At 67.8% G+C, this 25671-nt stretch carries 15 protein-coding genes; 6 read left to right on the top strand and 9 right to left on the bottom strand.

Annotation, left to right across the window (positions count from 1 at the left end; genetic code table 11):
* Positions 1-41: 41 nt before the first annotated feature.
* Positions 42-839 (top strand): outer membrane protein assembly factor BamD, encoded by a 798-nt coding sequence (locus QE399_RS15720; protein ID WP_309830080.1) that lies wholly within the window; start codon positions 42-44, stop codon positions 837-839.
* Positions 840-855: 16 nt separating this feature from the next.
* On the opposite strand, the gene QE399_RS15715 is transcribed toward QE399_RS15720, so the two are convergent.
* Entirely contained in the window at positions 856-2907 is a 2052-nt protein-coding gene (locus QE399_RS15715; RefSeq protein WP_309830078.1) for a DNA repair helicase YoaA, read from the bottom strand.
* Positions 2908-3102: 195 nt separating this feature from the next.
* On the opposite strand from QE399_RS15715, the gene QE399_RS15710 reads away from it, so the two are divergent.
* The gene (locus QE399_RS15710) at positions 3103-3894 is read left to right on the top strand and encodes a PP2C family protein-serine/threonine phosphatase (protein ID WP_309830077.1); all 792 of its coding nucleotides are present in this window, start codon (positions 3103-3105) and stop codon (positions 3892-3894) included.
* A 138-nt stretch (positions 3895-4032) separates the two neighbouring features.
* On the opposite strand, the gene QE399_RS15705 is transcribed toward QE399_RS15710, so the two are convergent.
* The 5 genes from QE399_RS15705 to QE399_RS15685 form a co-directional block, all read right to left on the bottom strand.
* Entirely contained in the window at positions 4033-4767 is a 735-nt protein-coding gene (locus tag QE399_RS15705) for a hypothetical protein (RefSeq protein WP_309830075.1), read from the bottom strand.
* On the bottom strand, positions 4767-5864 hold the full coding sequence (gene zapE / locus QE399_RS15700) for a cell division protein ZapE (protein ID WP_309830073.1): 1098 nt from the start codon (positions 5862-5864) through the stop codon (positions 4767-4769). The genes QE399_RS15705 and zapE overlap by 1 nt, the downstream gene beginning before the upstream one ends.
* 127 nt (positions 5865-5991) lie before the next feature.
* Positions 5992-7419 (bottom strand): dihydrolipoyl dehydrogenase, encoded by a 1428-nt coding sequence (gene lpdA, locus QE399_RS15695; protein ID WP_309830071.1) that lies wholly within the window; start codon positions 7417-7419, stop codon positions 5992-5994.
* A 280-nt stretch (positions 7420-7699) separates the two neighbouring features.
* Complete coding sequence (gene odhB / locus QE399_RS15690) at positions 7700-8971, bottom strand: 2-oxoglutarate dehydrogenase complex dihydrolipoyllysine-residue succinyltransferase (RefSeq protein ID WP_309830069.1); 1272 nt, start codon at positions 8969-8971, stop codon at positions 7700-7702.
* A gap of 54 nt (positions 8972-9025) precedes the next feature.
* The gene (locus QE399_RS15685) at positions 9026-11905 is read right to left on the bottom strand and encodes a 2-oxoglutarate dehydrogenase E1 component (protein ID WP_309830067.1); all 2880 of its coding nucleotides are present in this window, start codon (positions 11903-11905) and stop codon (positions 9026-9028) included.
* A gap of 215 nt (positions 11906-12120) precedes the next feature.
* On the opposite strand from QE399_RS15685, the gene QE399_RS15680 reads away from it, so the two are divergent.
* The 4 genes from QE399_RS15680 to QE399_RS15665 all read left to right on the top strand — a co-directional run bounded on the left by QE399_RS15680 (position 12121) and on the right by QE399_RS15665 (position 20214).
* On the top strand, positions 12121-13191 hold the full coding sequence (locus QE399_RS15680; RefSeq protein ID WP_309830066.1) for an AI-2E family transporter: 1071 nt from the start codon (positions 12121-12123) through the stop codon (positions 13189-13191).
* 105 nt (positions 13192-13296) lie between these two features.
* On the top strand, positions 13297-15594 hold the full coding sequence (locus QE399_RS15675; RefSeq protein WP_309830064.1) for a bifunctional diguanylate cyclase/phosphodiesterase: 2298 nt from the start codon (positions 13297-13299) through the stop codon (positions 15592-15594).
* A gap of 421 nt (positions 15595-16015) precedes the next feature.
* The gene (locus QE399_RS15670; RefSeq protein WP_309830062.1) at positions 16016-18292 is read left to right on the top strand and encodes a GGDEF/EAL domain-containing response regulator; all 2277 of its coding nucleotides are present in this window, start codon (positions 16016-16018) and stop codon (positions 18290-18292) included.
* Entirely contained in the window at positions 18289-20214 is a 1926-nt protein-coding gene (locus QE399_RS15665; RefSeq protein ID WP_309830060.1) for an ATP-binding protein, read from the top strand. The genes QE399_RS15670 and QE399_RS15665 overlap by 4 nt, the downstream gene beginning before the upstream one ends.
* Positions 20215-20530: 316 nt before the next feature.
* Here the strand turns inward: QE399_RS15665 and QE399_RS15660 are convergent, their stop codons facing one another.
* The 3 genes from QE399_RS15660 to QE399_RS15650 form a co-directional block, all read right to left on the bottom strand.
* Positions 20531-22117 (bottom strand): sensor domain-containing diguanylate cyclase, encoded by a 1587-nt coding sequence (locus tag QE399_RS15660; RefSeq protein WP_309830058.1) that lies wholly within the window; start codon positions 22115-22117, stop codon positions 20531-20533.
* 158 nt (positions 22118-22275) lie between these two features.
* On the bottom strand, positions 22276-24450 hold the full coding sequence (locus QE399_RS15655; protein ID WP_309830056.1) for an alpha/beta hydrolase domain-containing protein: 2175 nt from the start codon (positions 24448-24450) through the stop codon (positions 22276-22278).
* Between the two features lie 167 nt (positions 24451-24617).
* Complete coding sequence (locus tag QE399_RS15650; protein WP_309830052.1) at positions 24618-25616, bottom strand: Bug family tripartite tricarboxylate transporter substrate binding protein; 999 nt, start codon at positions 25614-25616, stop codon at positions 24618-24620.
* Between the last annotated feature and the right edge of the window lie 55 nt (positions 25617-25671).

Raw genomic sequence — 25671 nt, 5'->3', positions numbered from 1 at the left:
CTGCAATGACGATGCCTCTTAACTGCCAGAAAGCTGCTGCCATGGTGCGCTCCCCCCTGCCCTTGTTGTCCGTCCTGTTGGCCGCCGGCCTCGTGGCAGGTTGCTCCAGCACCCCGGAGGACAAGACGGCCGGCTGGAGCCCCGACAAGATCTATTCCGAAGCGCGGGACGAACTCAACAGCGGCGCCTTCGACAAGGCCGTGCCGCTGTTCGAAAAGCTTGAGGGACGCGCTGCCGGCACCGCCCTCGCCCAGCAGGCGCAGCTGGACAAGGCCTATGCCCAGTACAAGGCAGGCGAAAAGGTACAGGCTGTGGCCACTCTGGACCGCTTCATGAAGCTGCACCCCGCCAGCCCGGCCTACGATTACGCCCTGTACCTCAAGGGCCTGGTTAATTTCAACGACAACCTGGGGCTGTTCGCCTGGGTGTCCCGGCAGGATCTTTCGGAACGTGACCAGAAGGCCGCCAAGGACTCCTTCGAATCCTTCCGCGAACTGGTGACGCGCTTCCCGGATTCCCGCTACGCCAAGGATTCGCAACAGCGCATGACGTACATCGTCAACTCGCTCGCGCAGTACGAAGTGCACGTGGCACGGTATTACTACCAACGTGGCGCCTACGTGGCCGCCATCAACCGGGCCCAGATCGCACTGGCCGACTACAAGGACGTGCCAGCGCTGGAAGAGGCGCTCTACATCCTGATCCAGTCGTACGATGCACTGGGCATGACGCAGTTGCGGGACGACGCACGCCGGGTGATGACGGCGTCCTATCCCAACAGCCAGTACATGCGTGATGGCTTCAGATCGAAGGACGATCCCTGGTGGAAGCTCTGGTAATGGCCCAAGGCGCCGGCTAGCCCTGGCGCAGGGCGTCCAGCGCGGCGTCAAACGCCTCCTGGGTCTGCAAGCGCTGCATGGGTGGAAGCGCCCTGAGCAGCCGTTTGCCGTATCCCATCGTTGCAAGCCGGGTGTCTGCCACCACGAGGACCCCGCTATCGGTCTCGGTGCGTATGAGCCGCCCCGCCCCTTGCTTGAGGGCCACGGCCGCTTCGGGCAGGGCGAAGTCCTTGAACGCACTGCGCCCTTCCTGCTCGAGCTGGCGCGTGCGGGCATCCACCAACGGATCTCCGGGCGGCGGGAACGGCAGCTTGTCGACGATCAGCAGCTGCAGCGCATCGCCGGGCACGTCGAGCCCTTCCCAGAACGAAGCGGACGCCACCAGCACACAGCCCTGCGCTAAGCCCATGCCCCCCTCTACAGCATCTTCCGCCTGGCGGAAGCGTTCCATGATCTGGCGCTTGCCGGCCTCACCCTGCACCAGCACGTCGATGCCGGAGCCCATGGGAAAGCGCTGCCGCAGGGCCGTCCCGATCACGTGCAGGGAGCGCAATGTCGTGGTCAGCAGCAGGGTCCGGCCACCCAGGCGGGCGATGGCGTCGCCCGCCCAATCGGCCAGCCGCACCGAGTGGGCCGGATCAGCAGGCCGGGGCAAGTCCAGCGGAATGTACAGGGCAGACTGCCGCGCGTAGTCGAACGGGCTCGGCACCTGCAGCGTCCTGGCATGCTGCAGACCGCACGGCTCGGTGAACCACCGCAGGGCCGGGTCATCGCCCAGCGTGGCGGACGTGAAGATCCAGCTGCGGCCCCGCGGGCCCGTTGAAGCGTCCGAAGGCCCGCCGCCCTCGTCCCAGGCGGACGGCTCTGGCGCCGCCGGTGCCCACAGGCCCTGCAGGGCCAAGCCAATGTCCAGCGGCGACTCGACCAGCCGCAGTTGCGTTCCCACGTCCAGCCAGCGGACCGATTGCGTCCCGCAATCCTGCGCAAAGGCCACCAGACGCTCCAGCAGCACCACGGTCCGCTCATGCAGCCGGGTGAAATCCGGCGCCGTGCCGGCGACGGCGTCCAACGCTGCCAGGGCAGCCCGCAGTGCAGCGACCAGATCCTGCAGGGCGCGCGTCCAGGCGACAGGTTCGGTGCGCTCGGGAACAGCCTCCTGCCAGGCCCGGCGGGCAGCGCCCTCCACCGGCCCGGCGGCTATGCGCAGATCGCGGGCGGCGTGGTCGATGTCGGCAGCCAGTGCAGGCCAGTCGCGAAATCCCTGCGCACCGTCCAAACCCGCCGTGAGAAGGTCGCGCGCGTAGTCGAGCAACTGTCCGGTCCCGAGTTGGACACCCAGGAACTGCACGCCCGTTTCATTCAGCTGGTGGGCCTCGTCGAAGAGTACCACCCGCACCGACGGCAGCAGTTCCGCCATGCCGGACTCGCGCACCGCCACGTCGGCGAAGAACAAGTGGTGGTTGATGACCACCACGTCTGCGGCCAGCGCCTCTCGCCGGGCCAGGTTCACATGGCATTGCGCAAACCGGGGACACGCCGAGCCGAGGCAGTTCTCCCGGGTGGACGTGACCAGCGGGATGACGGGGGAACGCTCATCCAGCCCCGGCAGTTCCGCCAGATCGCCGGACTGAGTGGCCTGGGCCCAGTGCTCGACGCTGGCGAGGGCCGCGGCGAGCGCATCGGCCCGTCCGCCCAGACCCGGACGTGCTTGCTCCAGCCGGTGCAGACAGAGGTAGCTCGAGCGGCCTTTGAGCAGGGCCGTTCGGGCCGTCACCCCGAGCGCCTGGATCACCCGCGGCAGGTCGCGGGAAAAGAGCTGGTCCTGCAAAGCCTTCGTGGCGGTGGAGACCACCACGCGTTCCCCACTCAACAAGGCGGGCACCAGATAGGCAAAAGTCTTTCCCACGCCCGTTCCCGCCTCCACCACCAATGCGCCGCCTTCTTCGATGGTGTCGGCAATTGCGCACGCCATCTCCGTCTGGCCCGGCCGAGAGCGAAACTGGGCGTGCGCCCGAGACAAAGGCCCATCCGGGGCGAAGACCGCGGATACGGCCTCTCTCAGCGGCATGGACCGGCTCCCGCAAGGCCCGCGGTAGGGCCGGCAAACACGAGGACAAGGGGATGGAGCAACAAATCGAAGGGCGGCAAAAGGCCGGGAAGGTAGCGCAAAGCATGGCAAAAAAACCACGCACCCAACCGAATAATACGGACTGCGCCCCCGCCGCACCGCCACCGGGCCCGGGCGCCACGCACAATTCGATACATGACGAAAGCGTTTCGCCTCATCGCCTCCACCGGAATACACAAAGGTGACCGGGAATACCAACAGGACCAGGTGGCTCTTTTCGCCCATCCGCGGGTGAACGGCTGTGTGCTCGGGGTGGTGGCGGACGGCATGGGGGGACGCAGCGGGGGCCGCAAGGCATCAGACCAGGTCATGCTGACGGCCAGGCAGCTGTTTGAGCGCTACGCACCCGAAACGGACGACCCGGCCGCTGTACTGAAACACATGGTCGAGGAAGCACATGTCGTGATTCGCCTCACCGCCATCTCGGCCGAGCAGGAGCCGCACAGCACCATGGCGGCGTTCCTGATCAACCCGGGCGGCGACTGCCACTGGGCCCATGCGGGCGATTCGCGGATCTACCATTTCCAGGGTGCGCGGCTGGTATTCCGCACCAACGACCATTCCTACGTTCAGGCGTTGGTAGACCGCGGCGAGATCACCGAGGCGGAGGCCAATACCCATCCGCAATCCAACATCCTGGTGGGATGCCTGGGTACCGAAAGCGACCCGCCGGTGACCATGCACCTGATTCCGAGGCTGCAGCCCGGTGACACCTTGCTGGCCTGCAGCGATGGCATCTGGCACTACTTCTCGCCTGCGGAGCTGGGGGCGGTGCTGGACCAGCTCACCCCCCGCGAGGCGACCGAATTCCTCATCGACAAGGCCCGCTCACGCGCCCGGGGCGGAGGCGACAACCTGTCGCTGGCGGTCGTGAAGATCGAGGCACTCACGGAAACCGCAAAGCCCAGGACGCCGGGCGGGCACTGATCTAGGGCCTGAACAGGCCCCGGCCGGCAGCTAACTGTCTGCAGAAGCGGCCGACTTGGCGGTTGGCAGGCCACCGAGGCTCTGCCTTTGAACACCGGTCAGTGCACCGCTCCCTAGGGCGGCCGAAAGGTGGTGCGATCAGGGTGCGCTGGCAGGTGCGGCAGCAGGCGCCGGCGCTGGTGCATTGCCAGGCGCCGGTAGCGGGCGGGGCGGCGTACGCCCGGACGCTGCAGCCTCGGCGTTCGCCTTCTCGCGCCGGGCGCGCCGTTCTTCTGCCGCCTGCTGCTTGGCTTCGAAACGCTCGCGGGACTGCTGGACTCTCGACGGTTCCTCCGCCGCGCGCGCCGCCTGGTTGGCATCGTGCGCGGCCTGGCGCTGCTGCTGTCGGGCGGCCCGCTGGCGGGCCTCATCGGCCCGCGTGGCCTGCTCCTTCGCCCTGTTGGCGGCCGTGTCGCGGGGTGAGCCCGTCATGCCGGCCGGGCGCTCGCCTGCGGCTTGCTGCGCCTGCTGTTCCTGCTTCTTCTCCTCGATGGAACGCAGCCGGCCCGCGGCCTTCTCACGGCGGTCGGCATCGTTCAGCGCCACCTCGCGCTCACGGAACGCGGCGTCCTCAATGCGGGTGCGGGCGCGCACCTCGCGCAGGCAGCTTTCCACCACGAACTTCTGGTAGCACGCGGACTCCTCCTGCAGACGGCGTTGCTCCAGCGCCTGCCGCGCACTGCGGATGGACTGGCGCTCGGCCTCGCGGCTCTGCGCATCCCCCGTGGGGGCCGAGGCTGCGGCCACGCCTGCGGGCCCGGAAGCATGGGAGGCGGCAGCCGTACCCATCAGCAGCGTCGCGGCCAGCGTCATGGAAAACATCGGTTTCATCATCAGGTCAGCCCCGTGTCGACCACCCGGCGCTCCAGGGCCAGGAACTCCTGGGACTGCATCTCGTTGAGGCGAGACACCGTCCGGGGGAACTCGTGCGCCAGTGGCCCTTCGGTGTACAGCGATTCGGGCGGCACGGCAGCAGAGAGGATCAGCTTCACGCGCCGATCGTAGAGCACATCGATCAGCCAGGTGAAGCGGCGGGCGGGTGATGCCATCGATACCGGCATGTACGGCACGTTGGAGAGCAGCACGGTGTGGAACTGAGAGGCGATCTCCAGGTAGTCGTTCTGCGAGCGCGGGCCGCCGCACAGCACGTCGAAGTCGAACCACACCACGCCACCGGCCTTGCGGCGCGCACGGATCTCGCGCGCTTCGATGTGCAGGACGGGGTCTTCGTCGCGTACTTCGGCCAGCTGGCCGAAGGCCTTGGCCATTTCCGCATCGGCCTGCGGGCCGAGCGGCGTGTGGTACAGCTGGACGTGTTCCAGCGTGCGGCGGCGGTAGTCGGTGCCGTTGTCGACGTTGATCACCTCCATGCGCTCGTTCAGCAGCGCAATGGCAGGCAGGATGCGGTCACGGTGCAGCCCGTCGGGGTACAGCCCGTCCGGCTTGAAGTTGGAGGTGGTCACGAAGCCCACGCCGTTCTCGAACAGTGCCACCAGCAACCGGTGCAGGATCATGGCGTCCGTGATGTCGGCCACGTGGAACTCGTCGAAGCAGATCAGCTTGTAGCGCTTGGCGATGTTGGCGCCGAGCACGTCCAAGGGGTTCTGCGTGCCCTGCAGCGCGTGCAGTTCGCGGTGCACTTCGCGCATGAACTCGTGGAAATGCAGCCGCACCTTGCGCCGAATGGGCACGGCATTGAAGAAGCAGTCCATGAGGAAGCTCTTGCCCCGGCCCACGCCGCCGTACATGTACACGCCGCGCGGCACCTCGGGGCGGTTGATGAGCTTCTTCAGCGCGTTGGAGCGGCGCTCCTTGTATGACGCCCAGTCATCGGCACAGCGCTGCAGGGCCTCCACGGCACGCATCTGTGCCGGATCGCTCTTGAACCCTTTGGCGGCCAGCTCGGCCTCGTATGCCTGCTTGACGTTCACGCACGCACTCCAGAACTATAAAAACAATAGCTGCTAGCGCTTGATGGGTAAGCGCTAGCAGCCAATTTGACCTCAAAAGCTGCGAGCCCGCCGCCGAAGCGGCAAGGCCCGCGGCCAGCGGCCCCGCTCAGAAGTTGAGCGTGCGCTTGTCCACCGCCAGAGCGGCTTCCTTGGTCGCTTCCGAGAGCGAGGGATGGGCATGGCAGATGCGCGCGATGTCTTCCGCGCTGGCCTTGAATTCCATCGCCACGACGCACTCGGCGATCAGTTCGCTGGCCATCGGGCCGACAATGTGCACGCCCAGGATCTCGTCCGTGGTGGCATCGGCCAGCATCTTCACCATGCCGGTCGTGTCACCCAGCGCGCGTGCGCGGCCGTTGGCCAGGAACGGGAACGTGCCGGCCTTGTACTTCACGCCGTCGGCCTTGAGCTGCTGCTCCGTGCGGCCCACCCATGCGATCTCGGGGTTGGTGTAGATCACCCAGGGAATGGTGTTGAAGTTCACGTGGCCGTGCTGGCCTGCGATGCGCTCGGCAACGGCAACGCCCTCTTCCTCAGCCTTGTGCGCCAGCATCGGACCACGCACCACGTCGCCCACGGCCCACACGCCAGGCAGGTTGGTCTTGCAGTCGGCGTCCACCACGATGGCGCCGCGCTCGTCCAGCTGCAGGCCCACCGCTTCGGGGTTCAAGCCGATGGTGTTGGGCACACGGCCGATGGAGACGATGAGCTTGTCAGCGTCCAGCGACACGGCCTCGCCTTTGGCATTGGTGTAGGCGACGTTCACGCCCTTCTTGCCGGCCTTGATCTCGCCGACCTTCACACCGAGTTCGATCTTCAGGCCCTGCTTGTCGAAGGCCTTCTTCGCTTCCTTGGCGATCTGCTCGTCCACCGCGCCCAGGAACGTGGGCAGGCCTTCCAGCACGGTCACGTCCGCGCCCAGGCGGCGCCACACGGAACCCATTTCCAGGCCGATCACGCCGGAGCCGATCAGGGCCAGCTTCTTGGGCACGGCACCGATGCGCAGCGCGCCGTCGTTGGACAGCACGTTCTCCTCGTCGAACGGCACGCCCGGCAGCGCGCGGGCGTTGGAGCCCGTGGCGACGATGATCTGCTTGCCCGTGAGGGTTTCGGTGTCCTTGCCGGCCACCTGGATCTCGTAGCCGCCTTCGGCGGCCTTCACGAAGGAACCACGGCCGTGGAAGAAGGTGATCTTGTTCTTCTTGAACAGGTACTGGATGCCGTCGTTGTTCTGCTTCACGACGGTGTTCTTGCGGGCGATCATCTTGCCCACGTCCATGCTCACACCCTTCACTTCGATGCCATGGTCGGCGAAGTGGTGGTTGGCGTGGTCGAAATGTTCGGACGACTGCAGCAGCGCCTTGGAGGGAATGCAGCCCACGTTCGTGCAGGTGCCGCCCAGTGCCGGGCCGCCCTTGTCGTTCTTCCACTCGTCGATACAGGCCACGTTGAAGCCCAGTTGGGCGGCGCGGATGGCAGCCACATAGCCGCCAGGGCCACCGCCGATGACGATCACGTCGAATTGTTTGCTCATGTGAATCTCACTCTGTCAGTTGAAGAAAGACCCACTGCGGGGCCGGCTGATGAGCCAGCCACACATGTGGGTCCGTCAGGGTGTCTTGGTCTTCGTGGCGTCAGACGCCGCCCCCTGCCCTTGAAGCACTCGCGGCCCAGGCCAGCGACCGCCGCGCAAGGGACGCTCAAGCTGCGCAGCGGCGTTTCACTTGCGAGCGCTGGCGGTGTCCCTCTTCCCGAATGGCGCAGCCATTCGAGAGAAGGGGGGAAGGCGCAAAGCGCCTCAGGGGGTTGTTCCATCAGATGTCGAACAGCAGGCGCGACGGATCTTCCAGCGCGTCCTTCATGGCCACCAGGCCCAGCACGGCTTCGCGGCCGTCGATGATGCGGTGGTCATAGGACATGGCCAGGTAGTTCATCGGACGCACCACGACCTGGCCGTTTTCGACCACGGCACGGTCCTTGGTGGCGTGCACGCCCAGGATGGCCGACTGCGGCGGGTTGATGATGGGGGTGGACATCATCGAGCCGAACGTACCGCCATTGGAGATGGAGAAGGTGCCGCCGGTCATCTCTTCGATGCCCAGCTTGCCTTCGGCAGCCTTCTTGCCGAACTCGGCAATCTTCTTCTCGATGTCGGCGAAGCTCATCTGGTCTGCGTTGCGCAGGATGGGCACCACCAGACCGCGCGGCGAACCCACGGCGATACCGATGTCGAAGTAGCCGTGGTAGACGATGTCGTTGCCGTCCACCGAGGCGTTCAGCACGGGGTATTTCTTGAGTGCGTGCACGGCGGCCTTCACGAAGAAGGACATGAAGCCCAGCTTGGTGCCGTGTTCCTTGGTGAAGGAGTCCTGGAACTTCTTGCGCAGATCCATCACCGGGGCCATGTTCACTTCGTTGAACGTGGTCAGGATGGCGTTGGTCGACTGCGATTGCAGCAGACGCTCGGCCACGCGGGCACGCAGGCGGCTCATGGGCACGCGCTGCTCGGGGCGGCCGCTCAGGTCTTCCTTGCCAGCTGGCGCCGCCACTTGCGGCAGAGCCTTGGTGGGCACGCCCGTGGGAATGGTGCTGGGTGCTGCCGACGGCTTGGCGCCACCGGCCACGGCGGCCAGCACGTCACCCTTGGTCACGCGGCCGTCCTTGCCCGAACCGGACACGTCCGACACGGCCATGTTGTTGTCGGCCAGCAGCTTGGCGGCAGCAGGCATGGCGACGTCGCCCTTGGAGCCGCCGGCGGCAGCCGGTGCAGCAGCGGCTGCCGGCGCTGCCGAGGGGGCAGGCGCTGCGGCGGCTGCAGGAGCGGGCGCGGCGGCGCCGGCCTTGCCTTCGCTGTCGATCTTGGCGATGAGCTGGTCGGACACGACCGTGCCGCCGTCTGCCACCACGATCTCGGCCAGCACGCCGGCGGAAGGTGCGGGCACCTCCAGCACGACCTTGTCGGTTTCGATCTCGATCAGGATCTCATCGATGGCCACGGCTTCGCCGGGCTTCTTCTTCCACTGCAGCATGGTGGCTTCGGCCACGGACTCGGACAGTTGGGGGACTTTGACTTCTACGATAGCCATTTGGATTTCTTTCGGTCAGATGTGTGTTCTGCGTGATACCGGGGACGGTACGACTTACTTGTTCAGCACGAAGCCCTTGAGCTTGGCAAATGCCGCCTCGACCAGGGCCTTTTGCTGCTCCTGGTGCAGGTGGGCATAACCCACGGCCGGCGAAGCCGAAGCTGCGCGACCGGCATAACCGAGCTTTTGGCCATCGAGCATGTTCTCGTGGATGTAGTGCTGCACGAAGAACCAGGCGCCCTGGTTCTGCGGCTCGTCCTGGCACCACACGATGTCCGTGGCGTTGGGGTACTTCTTCAGCTCGGCGCCAAAAGCCTTGTGCGGGAAGGGGTAGAGCTGCTCGACGCGGATGATCGCCACGTCGTCGGCTTCCTTCTCTTCGCGCTTCTTGACCAGGTCGTAGTACACCTTGCCGGAGCAGGCGATCACGCGCTTGACCTTGTCGGCCTTCTTGTCGATGGCGGCGTTTTGCTCGGGGATCACTGTCTGGAAGGCGCCCTTCGTGAACTCGGACAGCGGCGAAGTCGCATCCTTGTTACGCAGCAGCGACTTCGGCGTCATGATGACCAGCGGCTTGCGCAGGTGGCGGACCATCTGGCGACGCAGCACGTGGAAGATCTGGCTGGCCGTGGTGGGCTGAACGATCTGCATGTTGGCGTCGGCGGCCAGTTGCATGAAGCGCTCCAGGCGCGCCGAGCTGTGCTCAGGGCCTTGGCCTTCGTAGCCGTGCGGCAGCATCAGCGTGATGCCGTTGACGCGGCCCCACTTCACTTCGCCCGAGGCGATGAACTGGTCGATCACGACTTGGGCACCGTTGGCGAAGTCGCCGAACTGGGCTTCCCAGATCACCAGGGTGTTGGGATCGTTGGAGGCGTAGCCGTATTCGAAGCCCAGCACCGCCTCTTCGGACAGGATGGAGTCGATCACGACAAACGGAGCCTGGTTCTCGCTCACGTTCTGCAAAGGCACATAGGTGCCGATGTCCCACTTCTCGCGCTTCTGGTCATGGATGACCGAGTGGCGGTGCGTGAACGTGCCACGGCCGCAGTCCTCGCCCGACAGGCGCACCGGGAAGCCGCTGGCCACCAGCGAGGCGAAGGCCATGTGCTCGCCCATGCCCCAGTCCACAGGAATGTCGCCACGGCCCATGGCGGCGCGGTCGTCGTACACCTTCTTGACCAGTTGGTGCGGCGTCACGCCTTCGGGGATGGTGGTGATCTTCTCGGACAGGCGCTTCCACTCGGCCAGCGGAATGGCCGTGTCACCGGCATCGGTCCACTTCTTGCCCAGGAAGGGGCTCCAGTCCACCGCGTACTTGCTCTTGAAGTTGGTCAGCACCGGGTCGACCGTGTGCTTGCCCGCGTCCATGGCGGCGCGGTAGGCCTTGGCCATGTCGTCGCCCAGCGATTCGCCCAGGCCTTGCGTGGCCAGCTTGTCGGCGTACAGCTTGCGCGTGCCGGGGTGGGCGCCGATCTTCTTGTACATCAGCGGCTGGGTGAGCGCGGGGGTGTCCTGCTCGTTGTGGCCCAGCTTGCGGAAGCAGATGATGTCGACCACGACGTCCTTCTGGAATTCCATGCGGAATTCGAGGGCGAGCTGGGTGGCCAGCACCACGGCTTCGGGATCGTCGCCGTTCACGTGGAGCACGGGCGACTCGACCATCTTCACGATGTCCGTGCAATACAGCGTGGAGCGCGCATCGCGGGGGTCGGACGTGGTGAAGCCGATCTGGTTGTTGATGATGATGTGCACCGTGCCGCCCGTGGAATAGCCACGGGTTTGTGCGAGCGCCAGGGTTTCCTGGTTCACGCCCTGGCCGGCGAAGGCCGCATCGCCGTGCACCAGCACGGGCAGCACCTGCTTGCCGTGCGGGTCGGCGCGGCGGTCCATGCGAGCGCGCACGGAGCCTTCCACGACGGGGTTCACGATTTCCAGGTGGGACGGGTTGAAGGCCAGCGACAGGTGCACCGGGCCGCCAGGCGTGGAGACGTCGGAGCTGAAACCCTGGTGGTACTTCACGTCGCCCGAAGGCAGATCTTCAGGGGCGGTGTGGTCGAACTCGGCGAACAGGTCCTTGGGCATCTTGCCCAGGGTGTTGACCAGCACGTTCAGGCGGCCGCGGTGGGCCATGCCGATCACGATTTCCTGCACGCCCTTGGAGCCGGCGGACTGGATCAGTTCGTCCATCGCGGCGATGAAGCTCTCGCCACCTTCCAGCGAGAAACGCTTCTGGCCGACGTACTTGGTGTGGAGGAAGCGCTCCAGGCCTTCGGCGGCCGTCAGGCGATCGAGGATCTGTTTCTTCTTCTCGGCACCGAAGCTGGGCTTGCTGCGGATGGTTTCCAGTTTTTCCTGCCACCAGCGCTTCTGGTTCTGCTCGGACGCATACATGAACTCCACGCCGAGGGTGCCGCAGTAGGTTTCACGCAGCGCGTTCATCAGCTCGCGCAGGGTCATGGACTCCTTGCCGAAGAACGTGTTGCTGGTGTTGAACACGGTTTCCTGGTCGGCATCGGTGAAGCCGTAGAAGGACGGCTCCAGTTCCGGAATCGCGGGGCGCTCGGTGCGCTTGAGGGGATCGAGGTCCGCCCAGCGCTGGCCCACGTTGCGGTAGGCAGCGATCAGCTGCTGAACGGCGGTGCGCTTGCGGCCGAGTTCGGAGTCAGCGCCCGAGGCCACGACGACCTTGGTGCCGCCCTGCTTGGCGCGTTCGGCGAATGCGTTGATGACCGGGAGATGGGGGACGTCCTTGGCGTTGCTGCCGTCCACCGCTGGCACGTGCTGCAGCGCGTCGAAGTACTCGCGCCACGTGTCCGGCACGCTGCCGGGATTGGCCAGATAGTTCTCGTACATCTCTTCGACATAGGGCGCATTGCCGCCGAAAAGATACGTATTGCCCTGGTAGGCTTGGTAGACGGATGTCTGTTCGCTCATGTTCCGCTGACCTTCACTCCCCTTGGGGGAGTTTTAGTTGGTTGGTAAACCTCCCGCGTCACGGCTGAACCGGTTGGCGGATGCGACTGTGGCTGTGGAAGGGCCGGGGGTTGCGGTGGATATTGTGCCACTGAACACCGCCGCGTGCGGCCCGCGCAGGTTACAGGCGGTCCCGCCTCGCTTACATTTGCCGGTATCGCCACCGTTTCCAGGCCATGAACACCCCGACCCTCCAGAGCCGTACGCTCCTGCTTCTTCTCATCGCCGTGACGCTGGCCTTTCTGGCGATTCTGTGGCCCTTCCACGGTGCGGTTTTCTGGGGCATCGTCCTCGCGATCCTGTTCGCCCCCCTGCACCGCCGCCTGCTGCGCAAGATGCCGCGGCGCAGGAACCTGGCGGCCCTCACCACCCTGGTCGTCTGCCTGGTGATCGTGATCCTGCCGACGACGTTGATCGGCATCTCGCTCGTGCAGGAGGCGGGGCTGGTGTACGAGCGTTTGCGCTCGGGCCAGATGAGCTTCGGCGCCTACTTCCAGCAGGTGATCTCCGCCCTGCCCGCCTGGGTCGTGTCGCTGCTCGACCGGTTCAACCTCACCTCGGCCGCCGAGCTGGAGGCGCGGCTGTCCTCCGTGGGCGTGCAGGCCAGCCAGGTGCTGGCCACCAAGGCGCTGGACCTGGGCCAGAACACGCTGCAGTTCGTCGTGAGCTTCGGCATCATGCTGTACCTGCTGTTCTTCCTGCTGCGCGATGGCGCCGAGCTGGGCACGCGCATCCGCGAGGCCGTTCCGCTGGACGACGGGCACAAGCGCCAGCTGAGCAGCAAGTTCACCACCGTGATCCGCGCCACCGTCAAGGGCAACATCGTCGTGGCGGCCTCGCAAGGGGCGCTGGGTGGGCTGATCTTCTGGATCCTGGGCATCCAGGGTCCCGTGCTCTGGGGGGTGCTCATGGCGTTTCTGTCCCTGCTGCCCGCCGTGGGCGCAGGGCTCATCTGGGGCCCTGTGGCCATCTATTTCTTCGCCACGGGCGCCCTCTGGCAAGGCGCCGTCCTGGCGGCTTTCGGCGTGTTCGTGATCGGGCTGGTCGACAACGTGCTGCGCCCGGTGCTGGTGGGCAAGGACACGAAGATGCCCGACTACATCGTGCTGATCTCCACCCTGGGCGGCATGGCACTGTTCGGGCTGACGGGCTTCGTGATCGGACCGGTGATCGCGGCCCTCTTCATCGCCACCTGGGACCTGTTCGCCCCTCCGCGCCCACCCGTCCAGACTTCGACGCCCAAGTAAGCCGCCATCCGCTCGACTCCTCTCCTCGCGCACGCGGATCCCGCGTTGTGTTGGGCGGCGCTTCCGTGGGGTCGAACATTCCGGCACCCTGCCTTTTTCGTTTCGATGCGCAACCTGTCTTCCCGCCAATACATCCTGCTGGCACTGGTGCTGTCCGCGGGCATTGGCGGGCTGTTCGCCAAGACCATCCTGACGCTGCGGGACAGCCAGTGGACCTACGCGCTGCAGACCAACAAGACGCTGGCGCACACGATCGAGCAGAACATCGGGCGGACGGTCGACGGGTTCGGGCACTCCCTGGATGGCATCGTCAACGGCCTGGGGCGGGCGGACTTGCGTTCCCTCCCCCCGCCCGTGCTGCGCACGCTGCTGTTCGACAGCTCGCTGCGCACGCGGGGCCTGGGCTCCGTGGTGGTGGTGAACGCACAGGGCGACATCATCATGGATTCCGCCACCGAGGTGCCGCGCAAGGGGAACGTGCGGGACCGGGAGTACTTCAAGGTCCACCAGGAAGGCCGCGTCCAGGGGCTCTACATCGGCGCGCCGATCCGGGCCCGGCTGGCGGGCAATGTGCTTTCGTTGCCGTTGAGCCGCGCCTACTTCGACGATGCAGGGCGCTTCGCGGGCGTCGTGGTGGGTTCCATCCGCGTCAAATACTTCGACGAGCTGTTCGCCTCCGTCGACATCGGTGCGACGAGCCGCGTGGACCTCTGGCGTGCCGATGGCGTGACCATCGCCACCGCACCACGCAACGAAGCCATCCTGGGCACCGTCACGGTGGACAAGGCCCATCTGGAGCGGGTGTTCGCTGCGGAGAGCGGCTCCTTCACGAGCGCCGACACGGTGGACGGCACGCGCCGCATGCACGCCTTCCGGCGTGTGCAGGGGTACCCGCTGGTCGTGAGCGTGGCCCAGTCCGTCGACACCATCCTGGCACCCTGGCGGCGCAGCGCGCTGATCCTCGGCGGCTTCACCGTGCTGCTGATGGCGTCCTCGATCGGGCTGACGCTGCTTTTTGTCCGCGAACTGAACCGGCGCCAGGCCGTCAGCGCCCAGCTGCGCCAGGCCGAACGCGACCTGCTGACCATCCTCAACAACCTCCCGTCGTTCGTGGCCTACTGGGACAGCGATCTTCACAATCGCTTCGCCAACGAGGCCTATCTGCAGTGGCTGGGCGCCTCCGCGGCGGATCTGCGCACGCGCCGCCTGCCCGACGTGATGGGTGACCGGCAATACGCCCAGGTCCGCGTCCATGTGGAACAGGCGCTGCAAGGCCAGAAACAGGTCTTCGAACGCTCGGTCCGGCTGCCGTCCGGCAAGGAAATCCACGTGCTGGTCTCCTACGTGCCGGACTTCGACGGCTCCCGCGTGCAGGGCTTCTTCGTGCAGGTCGACGACCTGACGGAACGCAAGCGCATGGAGGATCTGCTGTTCGAAGAGAAGGAACTCGTGCGCCTGACCCTGCAGTCCATCGGCGACGCCGTGATCTGCACCGACGCCCAGGGCCATATCACCTACATCAATCCGGTCGCCGAAGCTATGACGGGATGGCAGGCGTTCCACGCGTCGGGGCAGCATGTGGATCTGATCGCCCCGTTGCAGTGGCCCGCCGCCCAGGCCCAGAACCCCAGCCCCATCCAGCGCGCGCTGACGGAAGGCGCGGGTCATGCGGCGCAGCGCGGCGTGGTCCTGCGCCGGCGGGACGGCCGCCACATCGAGATCGAGGAGTCCGCCAGCCCCATCACCGACCGCAACGGTCTCGTCACCGGGGCGGTCATGGTGCTGCGGGACGTTACCGAATCCATGGCGCTCACACGGCGCATGGAGCACCTCGCCCAGTACGACAGCCTGACCGACCTGCCCAACCGCCTGCTGCTGCAGGACCGCGCGCAGCAGGCCATCGCGCACGCGGTGCGCGACCGGCGCAGCCTGGCGCTGATGTACATCGACCTCGACGGTTTCAAGCAGGTCAACGACACGCTGGGCCACGATGCGGGCGACGTGCTGCTGCAGCAGGTCGCGCAGCGCTTCACCGCCGCGGTGCGGCAATCCGACACCGTCTGCCGCCAGGGCGGCGATGAATTCGTGGTGCTGCTGCCGGCGCTAGACCATGCCGAGCAGGCCTGCGTGGTCGCACGCAAGCTGATGGCCGCCATGGCCCAGCCTTTCGATCTGCAGGGCCACCACCGCGCCATCAGCCTGAGCGGCGGCATCGCCCTGTACCCGCAGGACGGCCGGGACTTCGAGGAACTGGCGCGCGGCGCCGACGCCGCCATGTATGCCGCCAAACGCGCCGGGCGCGGCCATTTCCGCCTGTCCCGCGGCCCGAGTGCCGAGGCAGAACCCATCGACCTGCCGTCCGAGGCCCGTCCATCGGGCGCGCCCGACAATCAAACTCCATAGCTGGAAGCGCTGATCCCGCAAGGGATGGAGCCTCTTTTTATCCCTGACTGAGGTGGCGCGCGCCCTGCCAGTCTCCCAGGCGCCTACAGGGCATTGACATCGACATGGGGCAAAGGATAGGCTGCCCCTATACAAGAACAACAAAGCGCTACGTGCCATGACGCGGAGCAGCGACGCTGGGAGGCGAATCAACAGCATCGGGACGGCCCCACGGGTCCTACCGTTCCCCTTTCCTCCCCTCGCGCCACCGCTTCGGCGGGCATGTAGACGCCGCAGTCTGGCCCTGCCGGGAGGAATCCACGTGCACTTCGCGCCGTTGGCTGACTCCGGGCGGTGGGCGGCCCCCGCAGAAACGGAGCACAACAACGCCGGATTCCAGGCCGCCCGCAGCGACCGCCCGGCCAGCAGTGGAGGATGCAGCATGGTGTCAAGCGCCCCGCACCGCGGGACCGACCCCCAGGAGGAGGCTTTCCTGTTCGCGCCCGAAGTCGGCCCTTCCCCCAAGGAGGAGCCACCCGGCCACGACGTCTACCGCCCCCCGGCCCTCAAGGTGCTGACGGTCGACGACGACCCCGCCTTCCAGAACTCCCTCATCCTGGCCCTGGAGAGCTTCCGGTTCCAGGGGGCGCGGGTGCAGATCCTCACCGCGTGTTCGGCCATGGATGCGGCCCGGGTGCTGAGCACCACGCCCGACGTGGCCGTGGTGCTGCTGGACGTGGTGATGGAAACCGACGACGCCGGCCTGCGCCTGGTGCGCAGCGTGCGCGAAGTGCTGGGCAACGCCGAGGTGCGCATCGTGCTCGTCACCGGCCAGCCCGGCATGGCGCCGATGGAGCACACGCTCAGCGCGCTCGACATCAGCGACTACTGGCTCAAGACCGACCTGAAGCTCGACCGCCTGCAGGGGGTGCTCAACAGCAACCTGCGGACCTGGTCCCAGATCCGCGCGCTGGGACAGGCCCGGCGCGGGCTGCAGTGCATCGTGGAGGCCAGCAACAGCCTGAGCCGCGCGGGCAATCTCAAGGAGTTCTCCCAGCGCATGATGCAGGAGCTGGCGCGGCTGCTGCAACTGGACTCCGAAGGGCTGGTCTGCGTGCAGGAAGACGGGCTCAACCCGCTGCCGGAGGCCGCACGCATCGTGGGCGCATCGGGCCGCCTCGGTTTCGCAGTGAACCAGCCGCTGGCGCTGCTGCCCGACGAGGCAGTGCGGAACCTGCTGGTCAGCGCCCTCACCCAGCGCCGTAACGTGGAAACCGGCACCCGGCAGGTGCTGTTCTTCGGCGGCGCGGAGCACGGGCCGCATGCGGCGACCTACCTCGCCACGGGCCGCCCGCTCGACTCCACCGAGCGCGAACTCCTGCACGTCTTCGCCACCAACATCAACTCGGGCCTCATCAACGTCGCGCTCACCAGCCGGCTAGACCGCACCGCCTATGAAGACCCGCTGCTGGCCATGCCCAACGGCAATGCGCTGCTGCGCACGCTGGAACAGGTGCTCGAGGTGCCGGCGCCCCGCGACCGCGCCCTGCTTTTCGTCGAGCTGGACCAGTACTCGGCCAGCTGCCTGTCCCTGGGCATCGAACAGGGCGACCTGATGCTGCAGAAGATGGCGCGAAGGCTGAGCGCCGTCTTCCCGGCCCCGACGGTGGTCGCGCGCCTGTACGACGACACCTTCGCCATCCTGGGCCACAGCAGCCTGCTGCTGCAGGAGCGGATCGACGACCTGGAGACGCTGGACCCGGACGCTTCGGTGCACCCCGCGTTCATCAGCGTGCGGGCGGCGCGCATCGACCTGGACTGCTTCCAGGGCTCGGCCCGCAGCGCCATGGCCATGGGCACGCTGCTGCTGCGGCGCGCGCAGTCGCAGGGCACGCAGGAGATGATCGAATACACCCCCGGCCTGGAGCGTGAGACGGACCAGCGCTTCACGCGCTCCCGGGAGCTGTACCACGCGCTGCACGGCAACGAGATCAGCATCGAGCTGCAGCCGCAGATCGAGCTGAACACCGGCCGCATCGTCAGCGCCGAGGCGCTGGCCCGCTGGACGCGGCCGGACGGCACGCGCATCCCGCCGACCGACTTCATCCCCATGGCCGAGGCCAATGGCCTGATCGTGCCGATGGGACGGCAGGTGCTGCACCTGGCCTGCCAGGCGCTGGTGCAGCTGCAGGGCGACGGCATCGAAGACCTGTCCATCGCCGTCAACGTGTCCCCCCTGCAGATGGCCCACCGCGACTTCGTGCAGGAGTTCATCGCCATCGTGCGGGACCACGGCGTGGCGCCCGAGCGGCTGGAAGTCGAGATCACCGAAACGGCGGCCATCCGCGACTACGAGTCCAACGGCCGGGCCCTGCGGGTGCTGCGCGACGCCGGCATCTCCATCGCCATCGACGACTTCGGCACCGGCTACTCGTCGCTCGCGCACCTGCGCTCGATGCCCGCGCAGACGCTCAAGCTCGACCGCTGCTTCACGCACGAGATCGGCGTGGTGCCCGGCGACCTCATGGTGGCCGACATGATCGTCGACCTGGGCCGGCGCTTCCACATGCGGGTGCTGGCCGAAGGCGTGGAGACCCAGGCGCAGGCCGATTGGCTGCGCGCGCGCGGCTGCCATATGGCGCAGGGCTACCTCTTCGCCCGGCCCGAGCCGCTGGAGCGGTTCCGGTCACGGATGCGCGGCGTGCGCGCCGGCGCATGAGCCGCATTCCGCGTCCGGCGCTGCCGGCGGCCCAGGTGCTGGCCCAGTTCCGGGCCCTGCCGCCCGCCGTGCGCCGGCGCTTCCTCCTGCTGCTCGCGCCCTGGGTCGCCGCGGTGCTGGTGGGCTTCCCGTGGCTGTGGAACGAGCTCGACCAGACGGCCCGCGCGCCCCTGCTGCGGACCCGCGACAGCATCCTCTTCGAGACGCTGGACATCCTGCAGCGCACCCTGGGCAGCGTGCGCCAGGACGTCGTCCTGCTGGCGGACCTGGCCGCGCCGCTGCGGCCCGAGTCCGATGCCGCGTCGCAGCTGTTCCTGACCTTTGCGCGCAGCGCCGGCGCCTACGACCAGGTGCGCTGGATCGACACCCAGGGCCAGGAGCGCGTGCGCGTGAACACGCGGGGCGCCGCCCCGCGGCTGGTGCCGCAGGCGGAGCTGCAGAACAAGGCCGACCGGCCCTACTTCCGCCTGGGCATCGAGCTGCCGGCGGACACCCTCTACCTGTCTCCGCTGGACCTGAACGTCGAGAACGGCGTGGTGGAACGGCCGCATGAACCCACGCTCCGGATGGTCACGCCCGTGCACCGCGATGGCACCGTGCAGGGCCTGGTGGCCATCAACTACCGCGCGGCGCGGCTGCTGGACCGGCTCACGCAGCTGGGCAAGCGGCACCAGCTCAACGTCTATCTGGCCAACAGTGCCGGCTACTGGCTGCAGGCACCCCGTGCGCAGGACAGCTGGGCCTGGCAGCTCGGCCGGCCCGAGCGCACGGTCGCCTACAGCCACCCGGCGCTGTGGCAGGCCATGGCCGTGGAGCCGCGCGGCCAGTTCAGCGACGCCACGGGCGACTGGCTCTTCGCGCGGCTGCAGATCAGCCAGGCCGGCGCCTCCGCCAGCGAGGAGCGCACCCGGCTGGTCAGCGACCTGGACCTGCGCGTGGCGGTGCAGATACCGGCCGAGGCGGCCCTGGAAGCCGGCTGGCGTGCGCGCATAGTGCTGCTGGCCGTGCTGGCCTGCGTGCTCTACTTCGGCCTGCGGCTGACCTGGCACGGCGCCCGCACGCTGATCGAGGAAGAGCGCCAGTCCGACGAACTGCGGCGCACCAACGCCGCGCTGCAGGAAGCCAACGAGAACCTGCGCACCGTGCAGGCCGATCTGGCCCGGGCCGAGCGGCTGTCCTCGCTGGGGCTGATGGTGGCCGGCGTGGCCCACGAGCTCAACACACCGCTGGGCAGCGCCGGCCTGTCGCTCAGCACCGTGCAGCAACAGCTGCGGCAGCTGCAGGAACAGTTGGACGTCGGGCTGCGCAAATCCGATCTGGAGCGCTTCCTCGTCCAGGCGCGGGCCGCGCTGGAGCTGTCGGACGCATCCATCCGGCGCGCGGCCGGCATCGTGCAGCGCTTCAAGCAGGTGGCCGTCGACCGCACGACCCTGGAGCGGCGCAGCTTCGATCTGGCCGAGACGCTGCGCGACGCCGATCCGCGGCTGCGGAAATGGCCGGCCCACCACCCGATCGCGCTGCACCTGGACCTGCAGCCCGGTCTGGCGATGAACAGCTACCCCGGTCCGCTGGAGCAGGTCGTGTCCAACCTGCTGGGCAACGCGCTGACCCATGCCTTCGAAGGCCGGGGCCACGGGCAGATCGCCATCCAGGCCACTGCCGACGGGCCCGAGCATGTGGTGATCCGCGTTTCGGACGACGGCACGGGCATCCCGGCCGAGAACCGGGCCCGCATCTTCGACCCGTTCTTCACCACCCACCGCCGCGGGGGAGGCACCGGACTGGGGCTGCACATCACGCACCAGCTCGTCACGGAGATGCTGGGCGGCCGCATCACGCTGGAGGGGCCGTCCGGCGGCATGGGCAGCGGCGCGACCTTCGTGGTCCGCGTGCCGCGCGAGGCGCCCCAGCGGCCTGCCTAGGCCCGCCAGGCGGGCGGCGTGCGGAAGGCCACGGGGGCGCCAATGCGCCCATGGATGCCAGGCGGTTGGCGGCGTGCGGCTGGTCCACAAGCAGGTTGCAGCATGCGGAGGCGGCCGCACGGCGCATCAAAAAAGAGAGCGTCTTGCGCTCTCCAGCAAAGCATTTCAAGACCATATGACATTGAATTCATTGCACAGCAAGCGCAGCGAGCTATCTTTTACATAGCATTTCGGGATGCCGCCCAGCCCCGGCGCGCCGGCATCGCGCCTGCCGAACGCACGGGTCGGCGCGGCATGGAACGGCAATCGCCGGGCCTCAGACCGGGAACGTGGGGTCTGTGAACGCGCGGTAGGCGTTGCGCCCGTCGTGCTTGGCGGTATAGAGCGCCCGGTCCGCCTGCTGCAGCAGCACGTCGATCGCGGCCGAAGTCTCCGGTCCGCAGACGACGGTGGCGCCCCCTGCGCTCACCGTCACGATCTCCAGCGGGCTCTGCGGGTGCGAGATGCGCAAGGCGCGCACGGCCTGCAGCGCGTTCTCGGCCATGGCGGCCGCGCCGGCCTCATCGGTTTCGGGCAGCACGACGACGAACTCCTCGCCGCCGTAGCGGGCCACCACGTCACCCGGGCGGCGGGCAGCCCCGGCCAGCGCGCGGGCCACGGCCCGCAGGCAGTCGTCGCCGCTCTGGTGGCCGAAATGGTCGTTGTAGGCCTTGAAGTGGTCCACGTCGAACAGCACCAGCGACACCCCGCGCCGGTAGCGCGCGCAGTGCGCGGCGATGGACGCCCCGCGGGCGTCGAAAGCCCGGCGGTTGAGCACACCGGTCAGCCCATCGTGCTCGGCCAGATGCCACAGGCGCTCGTTCGCGGCAAGCAGGTCCTGGTGGGCCGCACGCAGCTCGCCCTGGGCGTCGCGGCGCTGGCGTATCACCACCACGAGGTACCGGCCCGACAGGCCGATGAGCACCGCCATCAGCACCACGGTGGCCGTCTGCACCGCCAGGGCATGCCACCAGCTTTCGAAGATCTCGCGCTCCGCCCGCGCCACGGCGACCACCAGCGGGTGGTTCTTGGTGTGCTCGAAGCCCACCAGCCGGCGCACGCCGTCGATGGGCGAATTCATGCGCAAGGTGCCCGCCCGCGCCGTGCGCTGCACGGTGAAGATGGGGCTGTCGGCCAGGCTGCGGTGCAGGTCCGCTGCGGAGAACGGGCGCCGCGTCAGGATCGCACCGTTGTTCAGCGTCAGGGCGATTGCGCCCTCGTCGCCCACCTCGAAGCCTTGCAGCATGCCGAGCACGTAGTCGATCCGCACGCTGGCCAGGACCACCCCCGCGAACTGGCCGTCGAAGTCGTTGATGCGGCGCGACACCGGAATGACATGCGTCCCGGTGGACCGCCCCGCCAGCGGCGCGCCGATCAGCGTCTGCGTGCTGGGGCTGGCCAGGTGTGCGACGAAATACGGCCGATCGTTGTTGCGCAGCGTGGACGGGCGCGTGGGCTGGGTGTTGATGACCGACAGGCCCTCGCGGTCGAACACGAACAGCGAATGCAGGTGGTCGCTGCGGCTGAGGATGTTGACCAGCATGGGCTGGAGTTCCTCGATGGACGTGCGCGACAGGTCGCCCCGCTCGATCTGGAACGTGATGGTTTCCAGCGCCCGGTCCACGTCCGAGAACAGGCTGTCGAACTGCTGCGATACGGCATGGGCGATGTTGCGCGTGGACTCCTGCGCCAGCGCGATCTCCTTGCCATAGCTGCGCCAGGCCAGCCAGACGTTGCTGGCCACCAGCGTGAGCACGGTGAGGACGATGAATGCAACGACCAGCCCTACGGTGCCGTCCGTCTCGGCGGAGCGGTCGGACAGGGATGCGGTTGCTGGCGGGGAGGTGGGAGGCTGGGGCGGCACTGCGGACGATCTTAAGTCCAATGCCGGCGGCCCCGTGCCAGAAAAGGCCTCGCCTGCACCGTCTACAGCGCGGCCGTGCACACCCTCCCGAGGGGCGGGGGCGGGCATGGCAGCGCTCCCCGCCGCGCGCCCGCCGCCGCCGCCGCTGCGCCCGGCCGTCAGGGCAGCACCGGGGTGGCCCGCGCCTTGGCGACCAGCGCGTCCGCATCCCGCTGCAGCAGCAGGCGCTCGGCCACCAAATCACGCGCCGCCTGCGTGACCGCCGCCACATAGCCCGCCTGGTCGGTGTACCGCTCTTCCAGCGACATGCGGGTGTCGCCCGCCGCCAGCCGCGCCGCACGGGTCTTGTGGAACGGAATGAAGCTGCCGGCGAGGTTGGACAGATCGACGATGCCCGGGATGGCCACGTAGTTGAACTCGATGCTGGTGCCCAGCGGCGCACGCGCCTCCACGCCGCGGATGCCGGCGCGCGTCAGGCCGGTGGCCGGGTCCACCTGCGGCACCAGGATGGCGTAGTCCTTGCCCACGGCGCGCGGCGGCTGCAGCGTGGCAATGCCGGCCTCGTCCTGCGGCACGTACTGCGGGCCGTAGTCGAGCAGGCTGAAGCCGTTGTAGCGCGCCAGGTAGTCGAACGTGGGAATGGGCGTGGCCACGCCGGCGACGTTCCAGGTCAGGCCCTTCATCGTCGGGAACACCAGGTCGGCCGGACGCGCGAGCGTGCCGTCCGCCAGGCGCGGCACCTGGCTGGCCGGCGGCTCCGTGCCGCGCACCACCCAGTCTTCCAGCGCGATGAACAGCGCGCGGAAGGTGTCGGTGAAGTGGACGACCGTGCCCGCGGGATATACGTTGCGCGCGGGCGCAAAGCTGATGCTTTCCGTGCCACCCGTGCCGCCGTGCTGGGTGCTGGCGTAGTAGTAGATGCGGGCGTTGGCCGGCTGGGCGATGTCCCGCGTGCCCAGGGCATCGGTCAGCACTGGCGAGCCCTGAAGCTGCCAGAACTCGGTGCCCGACAGCCCGAGGAAGAAGCGCGGGCAGGTGCTGCTGGCCTCGCAGCGCTTCATCACGCCGCCCTGGCGGCCGCTCACCTCGTCCACGTAGTCCTTGTCCAGCCCACGCGGTGCGGTCTGGCCGAAGGCCGTGTGGTCCGTCCGCAGACCGCCGCCGCCGCCGGGCACGGCAAAGCGGGTGTTGATGTTCGTCTGCCGCGCGGCGACGTGGGCGAACATGCCGTCGAACACCTTGCCGCCGTCGAGCCGCTGGTTGAAGCCCAGGTGCAGGAAGGTCTTCATGGCATTGCCCGACTGCGACGTGCCCTGCCCCAGCGTGTACTGGATGCGCCCGGCCAGCGGGTTGGCCCGGCCGTCGGCGTCCTGCGCCTGGCCGCGGAAGAAGCTCACTGTGTCCCGCAGTGCGGCCAGGCCCACGCCCATGACCTTGGGGTCCTTGGCCACGTAGACCAGCTCGTACAGGTACTGCGGATCGAAGCCGCCCTGCAGGCACACGCTGGCGGCATTCGGCGTGCCGGGGAAGGGGTTGGCCGCGCTGTCGCAGGTGGCGAACGTCCACTGCGCCGCGGGAATCGCCTCGCGCGGGTCGGTCTCGTTCCTGCGGCGTGTGAGCGAATAGCCGGGCTGGGTGTTGTCCAGGCTGGCGGGCGCGTACGGAATCATCGTCCCGTTGAACACCCCGCCGGGCAGCGGCATGGCGGCTGACGCGGCGGTGGGCACCAGTTCCGTGCGGTAAGGGCCTGTGATGCTGCTGCCGTCGGGGTTTTTGGCGACGGGCACGGTCGCCGTCAAACGCGCCGGGTTGCTCTTGGGCACGTCGCCCTGCCAGGCCGAGTACAGCATCACGTAGCCCCGCTCGAAGTACACCGCATCGCCCGGCGTGGCCGTGGGGTTGGGCATCGTGAGGATGTTGCCGCGGTTGGGCGCGTCATAGCGCAGCACGCCGCTGGCCTTGGACATGTCCTTGGGCTTGAGCAGCACGAAGTCGGTGCTGTACTCGACCATGCCGCGCGCATTCACCGGCGCCAGCTGCAGATCCTGGATGACCGCGTTCTTCGGGTCCTTGGGATCCACCTCGCCGTGCAGCGTGCCGCTCACTTTCTCGTACGCGCCCACGCTGCCGAAGCTGCCGGCGAAATCCTCGGTGGCGGCGATGGTCATGCGCATCTGCGGCGTGCCGGCCGCGGGGGTATCTCCGCCGCCGCCACTGCCGCCGCACGCCGCGAGCGCAGCCGCTGCGGCCAGGGCCGCCAGGGTGGCCCGGGCCGGCCGCCGGGCAGGGACGCCGCGGGCCAGCCGCCCGCGAAGGAATGAAAGGGTTTGCATGGTCTTGTCTCCTGTCGTTATGGGAACGGCCACCCCTGGCGGCCTGGGTGCCCGTACGCGGCGCCGCGGCAGGCGCGGACCGGTGGGCAAGGCTGCGCCCTGCCCTGCTTTGCGGCAGGGCACAGCCCATGAAAAAGGCAGCCCGCGGGCTGCCTTGTGGTGCCGGCTTACTCGGGTTCGATCCCGGCGGCCTTGATGACCTTGCCCCACTTCTGGGTCTCGGCCGCCTGGAACTGCGCCAGCTCCTGCGAGGTGGTGGTCCAGGGCTCGGAGCCCGCGATGTCGTAGAACGACTTGGCCGCGGCGCTCTTGGTCGCATTCACCAGCAGCTCGTTGAGCTTGGCCACCACCGGCGCCGGCGTGCCGGCCGGCACGTAGGCGGCGAACCAGTAGCCCATGTCATAGCCCTTGACGCCGGCCTCTTCGATGGTGGGCACATCGGGCAGCTGCGTGCTGCGCTTCTGCGTGGAGTAGCCCAGCGCGCGCAGCTTGCCCGACTTGACCTGCGGCACGCCCGTGGACGTGTCCGTGATCATCATGTCGATCTGCCCGCCCAGCAGGTCGGTGATGGCCAGCGGGTTGCTCTTATAGGGCACATGCAGGATGTCCACGCCCGCCAACTGCTTGAGCATCTCGCCTGCCATGCGGCTCGACGAGCTGCCGCTGCCGAAGGTCAGTTTGCCCGGCGTCTTCTTCGCCGCGGCCAGCAGCTCGCCCACGTTCTTGTACGGGGCGTTGGCGTTGACCACCATCACCTGGCCGCCCTTGCCCAGGCCGGTCACCGGAACGAAGTCCTTCACCGGGTCGTAGGGCAGCTTCTTGTACAGATGCTCGTTGGCGGCGTGCGTGGTGTTGGTGGTGATGAGCACCGTGTAACCGTCGGCCGGGGCCTTCGCCACGAACTGCGCGGCGATCATGCCGCTGGCGCCGCCCTTGTTGTCCACCACCACCGGCTGCTTGGTGTCGTTGGTGGCCGACTGCCCCACGGCCCGCGCCAGCTGGTCGGTGGCGCTGCCGGCAGCGAACGGCACGACGAAGGTGATGGGCTTGGCCGGATAGGCCTGTGCGAAAGCACCGCCGCTGGCGCCCAGGCCCAGCAGCGCGAGCGCGGCAGCGGTGCCGGCCAGCATGCGGCGGCGCGGGGTTCGGGGTTGGAATCGGTTCATCTCTTGTCTCCTTGTGGTATTGCTATGGTGGAAAAAAAGCGAAGGCGGGCAGGCG

This window comes from Paracidovorax wautersii, assembly GCF_031453675.1.
Lineage (GTDB): Bacteria > Pseudomonadota > Gammaproteobacteria > Burkholderiales > Burkholderiaceae_C > Paracidovorax.
Note: the sequence above shows the minus strand (reverse complement) of the source record. Positions and strands in the feature narration are given on the sequence as shown.

Coding starts and splice junctions, on each gene's coding strand:
- QE399_RS15685 (WP_309830067.1), bottom strand. CDS start 11,905: ATGAGCGAACAGACATCCGTCTACCAAGCCTACCAGGGCAATACGTAT.
- QE399_RS15670 (WP_309830062.1), top strand. CDS start 16,016: ATGGTGTCAAGCGCCCCGCACCGCGGGACCGACCCCCAGGAGGAGGCT.
- QE399_RS15665 (WP_309830060.1), top strand. CDS start 18,289: ATGAGCCGCATTCCGCGTCCGGCGCTGCCGGCGGCCCAGGTGCTGGCC.
- QE399_RS15675 (WP_309830064.1), top strand. CDS start 13,297: ATGCGCAACCTGTCTTCCCGCCAATACATCCTGCTGGCACTGGTGCTG.
- QE399_RS15650 (WP_309830052.1), bottom strand. CDS start 25,616: ATGAACCGATTCCAACCCCGAACCCCGCGCCGCCGCATGCTGGCCGGC.
- odhB (WP_309830069.1), bottom strand. CDS start 8,971: ATGGCTATCGTAGAAGTCAAAGTCCCCCAACTGTCCGAGTCCGTGGCC.
- lpdA (WP_309830071.1), bottom strand. CDS start 7,419: ATGAGCAAACAATTCGACGTGATCGTCATCGGCGGTGGCCCTGGCGGC.
- QE399_RS15680 (WP_309830066.1), top strand. CDS start 12,121: ATGAACACCCCGACCCTCCAGAGCCGTACGCTCCTGCTTCTTCTCATC.
- QE399_RS15720 (WP_309830080.1), top strand. CDS start 42: ATGGTGCGCTCCCCCCTGCCCTTGTTGTCCGTCCTGTTGGCCGCCGGC.
- QE399_RS15710 (WP_309830077.1), top strand. CDS start 3,103: ATGACGAAAGCGTTTCGCCTCATCGCCTCCACCGGAATACACAAAGGT.
- QE399_RS15655 (WP_309830056.1), bottom strand. CDS start 24,450: ATGCAAACCCTTTCATTCCTTCGCGGGCGGCTGGCCCGCGGCGTCCCT.
- QE399_RS15715 (WP_309830078.1), bottom strand. CDS start 2,907: ATGCCGCTGAGAGAGGCCGTATCCGCGGTCTTCGCCCCGGATGGGCCT.
- QE399_RS15705 (WP_309830075.1), bottom strand. CDS start 4,767: ATGATGAAACCGATGTTTTCCATGACGCTGGCCGCGACGCTGCTGATG.